Source organism: Thioclava arctica, assembly GCF_040892615.1.
GTDB classification, from domain to species: domain Bacteria; phylum Pseudomonadota; class Alphaproteobacteria; order Rhodobacterales; family Rhodobacteraceae; genus Thioclava; species Thioclava arctica.
Map to the genome: position 1 here is coordinate 16,013 of NZ_JBFRYC010000013.1, position 13,092 is coordinate 29,104.

11 protein-coding genes are annotated in these 13,092 nt (G+C 61.2%); 6 read left to right on the forward strand and 5 right to left on the reverse strand.

The genetic code is table 11. The annotated features are described in order from the left end of the window. Positions 1 to 3 precede the first annotated feature (3 nt). From AB4874_RS16420 to AB4874_RS16435, 4 genes are all read left to right on the forward strand, one after another. Positions 4 to 969, forward strand: a complete 966-nt coding sequence (locus AB4874_RS16420; RefSeq protein ID WP_295530077.1) for an ABC transporter permease — start codon at positions 4 to 6, stop codon at positions 967 to 969. Then, positions 953 to 1,753, forward strand: coding sequence for a purine-nucleoside phosphorylase (locus AB4874_RS16425; protein WP_368392790.1), 801 nt, complete (start codon positions 953 to 955; stop codon positions 1,751 to 1,753). The genes AB4874_RS16420 and AB4874_RS16425 overlap by 17 nt, the downstream gene beginning before the upstream one ends. A 77-nt stretch (positions 1,754 to 1,830) precedes the next feature. Continuing rightward, positions 1,831 to 2,748 carry a sulfite exporter TauE/SafE family protein gene (locus AB4874_RS16430; protein WP_368392791.1) on the forward strand — a complete coding sequence of 306 codons (918 nt, stop codon included), beginning with the start codon at positions 1,831 to 1,833 and terminating at the stop codon, positions 2,746 to 2,748. Beyond that, complete coding sequence (locus AB4874_RS16435; protein ID WP_368392792.1) at positions 2,748 to 3,557, forward strand: TIGR02186 family protein; 810 nt, start codon at positions 2,748 to 2,750, stop codon at positions 3,555 to 3,557. Before AB4874_RS16430 ends, AB4874_RS16435 begins: the two co-directional genes overlap by 1 nt. On the opposite strand, the gene AB4874_RS16440 is transcribed toward AB4874_RS16435, so the two are convergent. The 3 genes from AB4874_RS16440 to AB4874_RS16450 form a co-directional block, all read right to left on the reverse strand. Next, positions 3,554 to 4,270, reverse strand: a complete 717-nt coding sequence (locus AB4874_RS16440; protein WP_368392793.1) for an SDR family oxidoreductase — start codon at positions 4,268 to 4,270, stop codon at positions 3,554 to 3,556. The genes AB4874_RS16435 and AB4874_RS16440 overlap by 4 nt on opposite strands. 52 nt (positions 4,271 to 4,322) lie before the next feature. Then, positions 4,323 to 5,864, reverse strand: a complete 1,542-nt coding sequence (locus tag AB4874_RS16445; protein WP_295530086.1) for an ATP-dependent DNA helicase — start codon at positions 5,862 to 5,864, stop codon at positions 4,323 to 4,325. Between the two features lie 176 nt (positions 5,865 to 6,040). Next, entirely contained in the window at positions 6,041 to 8,014 is a 1,974-nt protein-coding gene (locus AB4874_RS16450) for a protein meaA (protein WP_368392794.1), read from the reverse strand. A 295-nt stretch (positions 8,015 to 8,309) separates the two neighbouring features. Between AB4874_RS16450 and ccrA the strand changes: the two genes are divergently transcribed. After that, positions 8,310 to 9,602: a crotonyl-CoA carboxylase/reductase gene (gene ccrA, locus AB4874_RS16455; RefSeq protein ID WP_295530093.1), complete on the forward strand. Its 1,293-nt coding sequence runs from the start codon at positions 8,310 to 8,312 to the stop codon at positions 9,600 to 9,602. Between the two features lie 84 nt (positions 9,603 to 9,686). Here the strand turns inward: ccrA and AB4874_RS16460 are convergent, their stop codons facing one another. After that, positions 9,687 to 11,057, reverse strand: a complete 1,371-nt coding sequence (locus AB4874_RS16460; RefSeq protein WP_368392795.1) for a sensor histidine kinase — start codon at positions 11,055 to 11,057, stop codon at positions 9,687 to 9,689. Next, positions 11,054 to 11,728, reverse strand: a complete 675-nt coding sequence (locus tag AB4874_RS16465) for a winged helix-turn-helix domain-containing protein (protein WP_295530099.1) — start codon at positions 11,726 to 11,728, stop codon at positions 11,054 to 11,056. The genes AB4874_RS16460 and AB4874_RS16465 overlap by 4 nt, the downstream gene beginning before the upstream one ends. Before the next feature lie 167 nt (positions 11,729 to 11,895). Here AB4874_RS16465 and AB4874_RS16470 point away from each other — a divergent pair, with 167 nt between their 5' ends. Next, positions 11,896 to 13,062 (forward strand): Do family serine endopeptidase, encoded by a 1,167-nt coding sequence (locus AB4874_RS16470; RefSeq protein ID WP_368392796.1) that lies wholly within the window; start codon positions 11,896 to 11,898, stop codon positions 13,060 to 13,062. The last annotated feature ends 30 nt before the right edge of the window (positions 13,063 to 13,092 follow it).

Sequence of the window (13,092 nt, forward strand, 5' to 3'; positions counted from 1 at the left end):
GCGATGGATTTCGCAACCATTATCGAGCTGCTCGATAGCGCGGTGCGTCTTGGCACACCGCTGTTGCTGGCCTGCCTTGCGGGGCTGTTTTCCGAGCGCGCGGGGATCTTCGACATCGGCCTTGAGGGCAAGATGCTGATGGCGGCGTTCTTTTCAGGCGCGGTGGCGGCGATGACCGGGTCGGCCTGGCTGGGTCTTTTGGCCGGGATCGGCGGCGCGATGAGCCTTGCGCTGATCCACGGTCTTGCCTCGATCACTTTCCGGGGCAATCAGTTGATCTCAGGTGTGGCTGTGAACTTCCTCGCTTCGGGCTTTACCGTTCTGATCGCGCAAAGCTGGTTTCAGCAGGGCGGCCGCACGCCACAGCTTTCAGGCAATGCCCGGTTTGAGCCGATCACCCTGCCCGGCGCCGATGCCGTCAAGGACGTGCCTGTGATCGGTCAGATCTATAGCAACCTGCTCTCGGGCCACACAATTTTGGTCTATGTCGCCTTTGCGATGGTGCCGCTGACATGGTGGGTGTTGTTTCGCACGCGCTTTGGCCTGCGCCTGCGCGCCGTCGGCGAGAACCCGGAATCTGTGGACACTGCAGGCGTGTCGGTGATCCGGCTGCGCTACACCGCAGTGGCAATCACCGGCGTTTTGTCGGGGCTTGCGGGGACGTATCTGGCGACCGGTCTGGCTGCAGGTTTCGTTAAGGAAATGACCGCCGGGCGGGGCTTTATTGCGCTGGCCGCGCTGATTTTCGCGAAATGGCGCCCGGTGCCCGCTCTTGGTGCAACCATGCTGTTTGGTCTGCTTGAAGCGATCTCGAACCGCTATCCCAACATTGATCTGGGCGTCGTGAATCTGCCGATCCAGTTCATGCAGGCGGTGCCTTATATCCTGACCGTTGTCATTCTTGCCGGCTTCATCGGCAAGGCCATCCCCCCCCGTGCCGGAGGCCAGCCCTATGTCAAAGAGCGTTGAGCTTGCCGATCTGATCCGTGCGCGCGCTGGCGATGCACCCCCGGTGCTGGGGCTGATCCTTGGCTCGGGGCTTGGCCATCTCGCCGAGGAAGTGGACGGCGTGGCCATTCCCTATTCCGACCTGCCGGGTTTCCCCCATGCAGGCGTGTCGGGCCACAATCCGAAACTGATGATCGGCATGCTTGAGGGCGTGCGGGTCGCGGTGTTCGGGGGCCGCGTACATTATTACGAGCATGGCAACCCAGCCGAGATGCGCTTGCCGCTCGAAATCCTGCGTGAACTGGGTTGCGAGCAGCTTTTGCTGACCAATGCCGCCGGGTCTTTGCGCGAAGATATCCGCCCCGGCGGGCTGATGATGCTGAGCGATCACATCAATTTCTCGGGCAATAACCCGTTGATCGGCGAACCCACGGATGCGCGTTTCGTACCGCTCACCGCGGCGCATGACCCAGATATTCGCGCGAGGCTTGCCCAAGCTGCGAAGGATGAAGGGATCGAGCTACCCGAGGGCGTCTATTGCTGGTTCTCCGGCCCCTGTTTCGAAACCCCCGCTGAAATCCGCGCCGCCAAGATTTTCGGCGCGGATGCCGTGGGCATGTCGACTGTGCCCGAAGTGATCCTTGCGCGCTTCCTAGGTCTGCGCGTTGCCGCCGTGTCGGTGATCACGAATATGGGCGCGGGCATGGCGGATGAGCAGATCAGCCACGAACAGACCAAGGCCATCGCCCCGATGGGGGCGGCCAAGCTGGAACGGGTTTTGCGACGATATCTGCAACAGATTTGATCGCGCTCTCGGCCGGGGTTTGACTTGCCTCCCCGCCACGGGCAAACAAGAAGAACCCTCCCCTGCAGGTGCCTTGAATGCAAATCTACCTGCCCATCGCCGAAGTTTCGGTCAACATGTATACCCTGCTGGGCCTTGGCGGGATCGTCGGGCTGTTGTCGGGACTGTTCGGCGTGGGCGGCGGGTTCCTGATTACGCCCCTACTGTTCTTCATCGGCATCCCGCCTGCGGTGGCGGTGGCCACGGGAGCCAATCAGGTCGTGGCCTCTTCTGTTTCTGCGGTACTGGCCCAACTCAAGCGCAAGGCCGTCGATATTCCGATGGGGCTGGTGCTGTTGGTGGGCGGTATTCTTGGGTCGGCGGGCGGCATCTGGGTGTTCAATCTGCTGACCAAGCTGGGCCAAATCGATCTGGCGGTGCAGCTGTGTTACGTCGTCTTTCTCGGTTCAATCGGCTTGTTAATGCTACAAGAGGCCGTGCGCACCATGCGGCGCCAGAAGAAAGGGTCCGGCGCGCGCAGAAAACGCAATCAGCACACTTGGGTGCATAACCTACCCTTCAAATTCAAGTTCCGCGCCTCGGGGCTGTATATTTCCGTAATCCCGCCTCTGATCGTAGGGGTTTTCGTGGGTATCCTTGCCGCCATCATGGGCGTGGGGGGCGGCTTTATCATGGTCCCCGCGATGATCTATCTGCTGAACATGCCCACCAAAGTGGTGATCGGAACCTCGCTGTTCCAGATCCTTTTCGTGTCGGCTTTTACGACGTTCATGCATGCCATCACCAACCAGACGGTCGATGTGATGCTGGCGCTTTTGCTGATCGTGGGGGGCGTGGTAGGGGCGCAGATCGGCTCACGACTGGGCGCTCGGCTGAAGGCCGAACAACTGCGCATTCTGCTGGCCCTTCTGGTCATCTTGGTCGCGGTCAAATTGGGGACCGATCTGATCATCCGCCCGCATGACCTCTACTCGCTTGCAGTGGGGTCACACTGATGATGCGCGCCCTCACACACCCCTTGCGCCTCGCGCTGCTGCTTGCACTGGTGCCAGTGTTCGCGCCCGCTCAAGAGGCGACACCGCAACCGGGCCAAGAACCCGCTGAACAAATCGTCGCCGGTCTGAGCCGTGACAATATCGGCATCACCACCTCCTTTGACGGCTCGCAAATCCTGATTTACGGCGCAATCAAACGCGAAGCCCCCGAGCCAGCCAATGACGGTTTGGCCGTGATCGTCACCCTCGAAGGCCCGCTTGGGCCTGTCACGATCCGGCGCAAGTCGCGTGAATTCGGGATCTGGGTGAATACGGCGGCTCTGGGTGTGGCCTCCGCACCCAGCTATTATGCAGTGGCAACCTCGGGTCCGCTCAAAGACATTCTCGACCCCAAGGTTGACGTCCAGCAGCGCATTTCGATTCCGCTGGCAATGCGCGCGTTTTCCGGCCCCGTTCAGGTCAAAGATACCAGACCTTTTACCGAGGCAATGGTGCGCATTCGCGAACGCCAGGGGCTGTATACGCTTGAGACAGGCGGCGTGCGCTTGGTGGAAAACACCCTGTTTCGCGCCGATTTCGAACTGCCTGCGAACCTGACCGAAGGCGATTACAAAACCCGTATCTTCCTGCTGCGCAAAGGCAAGCTGGTCGATCAGTATCAATCCGCGATTGACGTGCGCAAAGTCGGTCTAGAGCGCTGGCTCTATGCGCTGGCCCATGAGCATGCCGCGATCTACGGCCTGCTCTCGCTGGCCCTTGCGGTGATCGCAGGCTGGGCGGCGGCAGCGGTGTTCCGCTTCGTGCGCTAACCGCGCCCGACAAAGGGCATCGCGCTGGCCATCACCGTCATGTTCAGCACATTGGCCTCAAGCGGCAGAGACGCCATATGCAACACCGAGCGCGCGACATTGGCCACATCCATCGTTGGCTCCGCCGTTTTCGTGGCGGCCTTGTCGATCCCCGCCAAAAGCCCGGTGCGCGCATTGCCAATATCAATCTGACCACAGGCAATGCGAAAATCTCGCCCATCCAACGCAAGCTGCTTGGTCATCCCGTTCACCGCATGTTTAGAAACCGTATAGGCCAGCGATTTCGCCCGCGGCACCTGGCTCGAAATCGAGCCGTTATTGATGATCCGCCCCCCTTGCGGATCTTGCCCCCGCATCTGCGCAAAAGCGGCGCGCGCACATAAAAACATCCCCGTCAGATTGACGTCGATACAGGCCTGCCAATCGAGCAGCGTCACTTCATCGGGTAAGGCGGCGGGCGGAAACATCCCGGCATTATTGAACATCACGTCAATGCGGCCAAACCGCGCCACGATCTGCGCAAACGCCTCCGAAACCGCACCCTCTTCGCTCACATCACAGGCGATTGCCAAACCATCGCCCTTGGCTGCGATGTCGTGCAACACTTCCAACCGCCGCGCCAGACAGGCCACCTGCCAGCCCTGCGCCAAAGCCATTTCGGCGACCGCGCGACCGATCCCGGCGCTCGCCCCTGTCACCACCATCACGCCCATCGCACCCTCCCTTTCATCTAGCCTGAAATACTCTCGCCGAAGGCATCCCGCATCAATTGCCCTGCGCTTCGACCTGCAGCTTAAGCGCCCCCCCGCCTTTGGGCAGATCCTCGATCGATAGCGGCCCGGAGGGGCGGGCAAGCCGTGCACGCACCACCCACAGCAGACGGTTTTGCGCCCGCGTGATCGCGACATAGGCCAGTCGCTTCCACAGCGGAATACCCGCCTCGACACGTCCCGCACGATAGGCGGCGTAGATATCGGGGGCAAAGACCTGCACATCTTCCCACTGACTACCCTGCGCCTTGTGGATCGTCACCGCCGCACCGTGCAAGAACGCCGCCCCCATCCGCGCGGCATAGGGAATAAAGGGCTCTTCCGCATCGGGCATCTCGATCTTGATAATCGAGGCCGCCGACAATCGCGGCTCCTCCGCTCCCATGACATGCAGCCGCGAAAACCCCGGCTTGGTGCCCGGACCAAGGTAGACCACCTGTGCGCCCTTGATCAGGCCGCGCGCCTCAAGATCAATGCGTTTCTTGCGGTGTTTCACGGGCAGCTCGATCCCGTCACAGACCAGCGGTTCACCGGGCAGCAGCATATCGGCGGGCGCGGAATGGGCGGCGCGAAAGGCATGGATCAAGCGGATGCGCGTGGCATTGCGCCAGACCAGCACCGGAGAACGCGCCATCAGATCGCTTTCCACCCGCTCGGCCCAGACCACGCGGTCATCCTTGGCCGCAGCCGCCTCGACCGCGCGCTCAAACGCTTCAAACGTCACGCTTTCATCGCCCAGCATATGCGCCAGATCAAGGATCGGGTTATCCTCGGCCTGCCGGTGAATGCGATGCAGCACGTGCTTTTGTTCATCGGGCAGGCGCTCGAATACCATCTGCCCTGACTGGTTCACCGGTGCCAACTGCGCAGGATCACCAAACAAAACCAAGGTGGGAAAAATCTCTTTCAGGTCGTCGAACTGGCGCTCATCCAGCATCGAGGCCTCATCGACAAAGCCAATATCCAGCGGGTCTTCGCGCCGCTTCCAGCCCTTGATGAAATCCGATCCGCGCAGCCCTGCAGACGCCAACGCGCCTGGCACCGATTTCTGCAAATCGTAAAACGCCTTTGCGCGATCCAGCGCCTCTTCGGTCAGGCCGGGGATCTGGAGTTGCGTAATGTCGGGGCGCGATCCCTGCCCCGTCAACCATTCGGCAATACGTTCATATTCCGGGTCGTAGACCGGGGTGTAGAGAATGCGGTGAATGGTGGTGGCAGGCACGCCGCGCGTGCGCAAAACGCTCGCGGCTTTGTTCGTCGGCGCCAAGATCGCCAAGCTGCGCCGCTCGCGCCGCTTTTTGCCCTCGAAGTCGCCCGAGACCAGATCAACCCCGGCCGCGTCGAGCGCCTTATACAACTCTGCCAGCAACAAGGTCTTGCCCGACCCCGCCTTGCCAATCACCGAGAGCACGCGATTGCCACCGCCCTCGGGCTGCAAATGGCCCTCTAGAATATCAACGCCCGCAGCCTGCAATGCCTCGGAAACGGCATCCCAGGCTTCGGCCTGATCGTCGGAAAACTGAATTGAACTGCTCATGGCCCGACTTTACGCGCGCCCTTGGGCGGGCGGAAGGGCGAAAGCCTCTGGCTTCGCGCCCAGATTTGATGTGGATGCCTCCGGCGGGGATATTTGGGTCAAGAGGAAGTCCAAAGCATCTTCCTCTTGATCTCAATATCTCACGGGGGTCTGGGGGTGTGAAACCCCCAGCGGTCTCAGGCAGCCGCTTCGGTCGGTGTCGCCAGCGCCACGATATCCATCATGATCCGGTTAAGCTCAAAATCCTTGGGCGTATAGACGCGCGCCACACCAAAGCCGCGCAATTTAGCGGCATCCTCGTCGGGGATAATGCCGCCAACGACAACCGGGATGTGATCCAGTCCGGCGGCACGCATCCGCTCCATCAGCTCTTCGATCAGCGGCATATGGCTGCCCGACAGGATCGAAAGCCCCACGACATGGGCCTGATCCTCAAGCGCCTTGGCGACGATCTGTTCAGGCGTCAGGCGGATTCCGTCATAGGTGATGTCCATGCCGCAATCGCGGGCGCGAAAGGCGATCTGCTCGGCACCGTTGGAATGGCCATCAAGGCCGGGCTTGCCGACGAGAAACTTGAGGCGACGGCCCAGTTGCGAGCTGACCGCGTCCACTGCCTCGCGGATCGTGTCGAGGCCTTCGGTTCGGTTCGAGGGGCTGCGCGACACGCCCGTGGGGCCGCGATATTCGCCGTGGACCTTGCGCATGATACCGGCCCATTCGCCCGTCGTGGCCCCGGCTTTCGCCGCGGCGATCGAGGCGGGCATGACGTTCTCGCCCGCCTTGGCCGCATCGCGCAGCGCGCCCAGCGCCAGCTGCACCGCGTCCTCGTCACGTTCGGCGCGCCAAGCAGTCAGACGGCCGATCTGGTCCTGCTCCATCGCGGGGTCGACCACCATGATCCCGCCATCGCCCGCCGTTAGCGGCGAGGGCTCGCCCTGTTGCCAACGGTTCACGCCGACGACGATGGTTTCCTCGGCCTCAATGCGGTTGATCCGGGCGGCGTTGCTGTCAACCAGACGTGCCTTCATATAATCAATTGCGGCAATCGCGCCGCCCATGGAATCGAGTGTCTCCAGCTCGGCACGCGCGCCGTCCTTGAGCGCCTCGACCTTGGCAGTGACTGCTGGATTGCCCTCAAACAGATCGCCAAATTCCAGCAGGTCCGTCTCATAGGCCATGATCTGTTGCATGCGCAGCGACCATTGCTGATCCCACGGGCGCGGCAGGCCCAGCGCCTCGTTCCAAGCAGGCAGTTGCACGGCGCGGGCGCGGGCATTCTTGCTGAGAGTCACCGCCAGCATCTCGATCAGGATGCGATAGACGTTATTCTCGGGCTGCTGTTCGGTCAGGCCAAGCGAGTTCACCTGCACGCCATAGCGGAAGCGGCGGAACTTGGCGTCTTCGATACCATAGCGCTCGCGCGTGATCTCATCCCACAGCTCGGTAAAGGCGCGCATCTTGCACATCTCGGTGACGAACCGGATACCCGCATTCACAAAGAAAGAAATCCGCCCGACCATTTCGGGAAAAGCCTCGGCGGGCACTTTATTCTTGAGATCATCCAGCACGGCAATCGCCGTGGCCAGCGCGAAGGCCAGCTCTTGTTCGGGCGTCGCGCCCGCCTCTTGCAGATGATAGGAACACACGTTCATCGGGTTCCATTTCGGCAGATGCTCACGCGTGTAGGCCGCAACATCGGTGATCATCGCAAGGCTGGGCTTGGGCGGGCAGATATAAGTGCCGCGCGACAGGTATTCCTTGACCAGATCGTTTTGCACCGTGCCTTGCAGCGCGCTGACATCGGCACCCTGTTCCTCGGCCGCCGCGATATAAAGCGACAGCAGCCACGGCGCAGTCGCGTTGATCGTCATCGAGGTATTCATCTGCTCAAGCGGGATCTGATCGAACAGTGCGCGCATATCGCCCAAGTGACAGACTGGCACGCCGACCTTGCCAACCTCACCCTTGCTGAGGATATGGTCGCTGTCATAGCCGGTCTGGGTCGGCAGATCGAAGGCCACCGACAGCCCGGTCTGCCCCTTGGCAAGGTTTGCACGATACAGCTCATTCGACTTCTTGGCCGTTGAATGGCCCGCATAGGTGCGAAACAGCCACGGCTTGTCCTTGGCGGGTTTGGCGTCTTGGGTCATGGCGAGCTCCATCCTCTGGCGAATCTGAGTTGCGCAATATTGTTGCGCGATGACCCGTCATAGATTGAAGTTTGTGACCCTGTCAATTCGCCGCGCTGCGGCGCAATCGGCATTGGCGTTGCAATACCGCGTTTCGCCTGAAACAAGGTACGCGCGCGTGAGGGCGAGTGATCGGCGGGGACATAAAATTACAAAAACCTAACGTCAGGGATTGCAAAGTTGCGCGGGCCTGCGTATCCCTCAGATCGAACCCCGCCCGATTCTGCGGTGCGGCACGACGATACAGGAGAGAGCCATGGCCCTTGATCAACACACCGGGATCGCCCCTTATGACGCCCCTGAAAAGGACCTGTACGAGATCGGTGAAATGCCGCCGCTCGGCTATGTCCCGGCGAAAATGTACGCTTGGGCGATCCGTCAGGACCGTCACGGCGAGCCTGAACAGTCGTTCCAGGTCGAGGTGGTCGACACGTGGCAGATCGACAGCCATGAGGTACTGGTGCTCGTGATGGCGGCTGGCGTCAACTATAATGGCGTTTGGGCCGGTTTGGGCGTGCCGATTTCGCCCTTTGACGGGCACAAACAGCCCTATCATATCGCGGGTTCGGATGCGTCTGGGATCGTGTGGAAAGTGGGCGACAAGGTCACCCGCTGGAAGGTCGGCGACGAGGTGGTGATCCACTGCAACCAAGACGATGGCGATGACGAGGAATGTAATGGCGGCGATCCGATGTTCTCGCCCAGCCAGCGGATTTGGGGCTATGAGACCAATGACGGCTCATTCTCGCAGTTCACCCGTGTGCAGGCGCAGCAATTGCTGCCCCGCCCCAAGCATCTGACATGGGAGGAAAGCGCGTGCTACACGCTGACGCTGGCCACCGCCTATCGGATGCTGTTTGGCCATGAGCCGCATGATCTCAAGCCCGGCCAGAATGTGCTGGTCTGGGGCGCATCGGGCGGTCTGGGCAGCTTTGCAATCCAGTTGATCAACGCGGCGGGCGCGAATGCGATTGGCGTGATTTCAGACGAGGACAAACGCGAATTCGTGATGTCGCTGGGCGCCAAGGGCGTCATCAACCGCAAGGATTTTACCTGCTGGGGGCAACTGCCCAAGGTCAACACGCCCGAATATAACGCCTGGCTCAAAGAGGCGCGCAAATTCGGCAAGGCGATCTGGGAGATCACCGGCAAGGGCGTCAGCGTCGACATGGTGTTCGAACATCCCGGCGAGGCGACCTTCCCAGTCAGTTCGCTGGTGGTGAAAAAGGGTGGCATGGTGGTGATTTGCGCCGGCACCTCGGGGTTCAACTGCACCTTCGATGTGCGCTACATGTGGATGCACCAGAAGCGTCTGCAAGGCAGCCACTTTGCGCATCTCAAGCAAGCGGCTTCGGCCAACCGAATGATGATGGAACGTCGGATCGATCCCTGCATGTCCGAGGTCTTCCCGTGGGCGGATATTCCGCTGGCCCATACCAAGATGCTGCGCAATGAACACAAGCCCGGCAATATGGCAGTGTTGGTGCAAGCGCCCAAGACAGGCCTGCGCACCTTCGAGGATGCGCTCGACGCGGGTCCCAAGCGCTAAACGACTGCTCTTCAGCATGAAACCCGCGCCCCACATGGGCGCGGGTTTTTTGCTGCCTGCCCCCATAACCGAAAATGCCCGGACTTAAGCAGGCCGAAAACGCAGGGTCACGACAAGACCGGGGTGATTGTCGCCCAAATCCAACTCGGCCTCGTGCAGGCCCGCAACCGCATGGACCAAGGCCAAGCCCAAGCCATTGCCGGGCGTGGTGCGCGAGCGTTCCAGCCGATAAAGCCTGCGCAACACCTGCGCGCGCTCGGGCTCGGGGATGCCGGGGCCATGATCGCGCACACGCAACACGACCGAATTGGCCTCGCGCGCGATCTCGATCGCGATCTGGGGCGCGGGACCGGCGTGGCGGATCGCGTTTTCGATCAAGTTCGAGAGAACCTGCCCCAATAGGCCGCGATCCCCCGTCACGGTGGCGCGCCCCTGCGATGTGTCTTGCAAGACCAGTTTGCCGCCCGCCTCTTCGGCAGGGGCCGCGTAAAGTTCCGCAATATCACCCGCCAAAGCGCCCAGATCGAGCCGCGTGAAGCGCGCTTTCGGGCTGCCACCTTCGATCTGCGCGATTTGCAGCAGTGAATGAAACACCGCGACGGCGCGCTCGGATTCGTCGCCCGCACGGCAGGCAATCTGATGCGCCTCACTCCCTTCGGGGACCACAGCACGCAACTGCGCCAGCAGCACCGAAATGCGCTGCATCGGAGTCTTGAGGTCATGGGCAATATCCGCCGAGACCTGACGCAGCGCCTCAACCGTCGATTCCTGCGTCTCTGCCATCCGGTTGAGCCGCGTTCCGATGCGCGCCAGATCATCGCCACGCGACAGTTTGATCGCCCTTTGAGGCACCCGCGCGGCCAGCCGCCCCTCGGTCAGGTTATCCAGCGTGTCTTCGATCGCGCTGACGCGGCGGCGCGCGCGCATCCCCGCCCAAGTGCCATAGGCGGCTGAAACCAACACCGACGGCACGAAGGAAAAGATCAAGATCGCCAGAAAAGTCGAGGTCAATTCCGCAATCGGCGCACGGCTTTCGCCGATCACCAGAAAGCCCCCGGCAATCGGCATCACCAGCGTGAAATAGCCATGCTGAGACAGCGCCGCATAGTCAGGATCACGCGAAATCAGCCAGTGACCGGAGCGTTGCGACACCTGCACATTGCCAACCTGACGCCCATCCGCCAGCACAAACGCAATCGCACGTTCTGCCGGGTCGGCGGCGCGGGCCTCGGCCGAGACGATGACTGACAGGGTTTCGGGGTTGGCAGCGACCTGAAACACCGCAGTTTGCTGCTTGAGATCGGCGCGGATCGCGTCTTCGGTCGAGGAGCGCAGCGCGACATAGGCAAAGCCCAGCGTCACCAGCAAGATCGCAAAGACAAGCCCCATCAACCCAAGCGCCTGACGCAAGGGCGTCGAGGCAAGGATCGCTGCGCGATTGAGCCGCCCCGTCATCCGCCTTCGATCCGGTAGCCAGCGCCGCGCACCGTATGGATCAAGTCGCGCGCGAAGGGCTTGTCGACCTTGTTTCGCAGGCGCGAAATATGGGTCTCAACGACATTGGTCTGGGGATCAAAGTTCAGATCCCACACCCCTTCCAGCAGCATCGTGCGGGTCTGCACCCGCCCCTTGCGGCGCAGGAGAAACTCGAGCAGCGCAAATTCGCGTGGCAACAGGTCGATCTCTTGGCCCGCGCGCGACACCCGGCGCGTTATGAGATCCATTTTCAGATCGCCCGCCTCCAGCACAACCTGTTCGGCCTGCGCCTGAGGGCGACGCGCAAGGGCTGCGAGCCGCGCGGACAGCTCGCCAAAGGCGAAGGGTTTGACAAGATAATCATCGGCGCCCGCATTCAGCCCCTCGATCCGGTCATCCACCCCACCAATCGCAGTCAGAAAGATGATCGGCGTGGCGATCTTGGCTGCGCGCACGGCCCGCACGATCGACAGCCCGTCAAGTTCGGGCAGCATCCGATCAACAATGATCGCATCATATTCGCCCCCAAGCACCTGACTGAGCCCATCACGCCCATTGGCGAGTGCGTCCACCAGATGCCCCTCTTGGCGCAACCCCTGGGCGACATACTCAGCCGTGGTCGCATCGTCTTCGATCAACAATAGCTTCATCGCCCGACCTTCCTTGTATCGCTTGATGTAAATGGCTGCGCCCAAAGCACAAGTCACGCCTTGCTCTCTCAATGGTGAACAGGATTACACCACTGCAATCTTCTTGCAGAGTCCCCGACAGGCTTGGCCCGCTAGAAAGGGTCATCCCTGACACGAAGGAGAGAGAAATGCAGGACATTCGCAAAGCCCGTCTGCTGCGCACCCTGGCCGCGTCGGTCATGATCGGAGCCGGCTCCATTGCGACAACCGGCTTGGTTCTGGCCCCCAATATGGCTGCGGCCGAGGCCTTTACCAACACGGTTGATCTGGTCAAACAAGTCATGCCCGCCGTGGTAACGATCGAGATCAAGAAAAAAGCCGACAATCAGGAAATGGCCCAAATGGGCATGCCTGAAGATTTCCCCTACCAGTTCTTCTCGCGCCGCTTTGGCATTCCGATGCCGAACGGACAGGGCGATCAAAGTCAGGGCCAAGACCCGATGCCACGGCCAGAGATCACCGGGCTCGGCACTGGGTTCGTCATTGAAAAAGACGGCTATATCGTCACCAACGCGCATGTCGTCGACGGGGCCGAAAGCGTGAAGGTCACCTTCCAGGACGGCACGTCTGACGATGCGAAAGTGATCGGCGTGGACAAAGCAACCGACATCGCGCTGATCAAGGTCAACACCAAGAAAGATCTGGCGACGGTCGGTTTTGGCGATTCCGCCAAAGCAGAAGTCGGCGAGCCCGTGGTGGCCATTGGCAACCCCTTCGGCTTGGGCATCTCGGTCTCCGCCGGGATCGTTTCGGCGCTGGGTCGCGATCTGCAATCGGGGCCGTTTGACAACTACATCCAGACCGATGCGGCGATCAACAAAGGCAACTCGGGTGGTCCGCTGTTTGACGCCGAAGGCCAGGTGATCGGGATGAACACGGCTATTCTGTCGCCCACCGGTGGCTCGGTCGGGATCGGGTTCTCGGTGCCTTCGGACACGATCAAAGGCGTGGTTGCTGATTTGCAAAACGTCGGCTCGGTCAAGCGCGGCTTCCTTGGTGTCTCGATCCAACCGGTCAGCGCCGATATCGCGGCGGCTTTGGGTCTCGACAAACCCGAAGGCGTTTTGGTTGCTGATGTCAGTGACGGCACGCCCGCCCAAAAGGCAGGCCTGAAGCGTGGCGATATTATCGTGGCCGTTGACGGCAAGCCGATGAAAGCGCCGCGCGATCTGACCCGCGCTATCGGGTCTGACAATCCGGGCACGACGGTGCAGCTGTCCTTGCTGCGCGCGAACAAGCCGCTCACTCTCTCCGTCAAGCTAGAAGAGCGGCCCACCGAGAAGTCTGCAGGATAAGCAGAGCCTATCGGTTGCAGCGTCACGCCC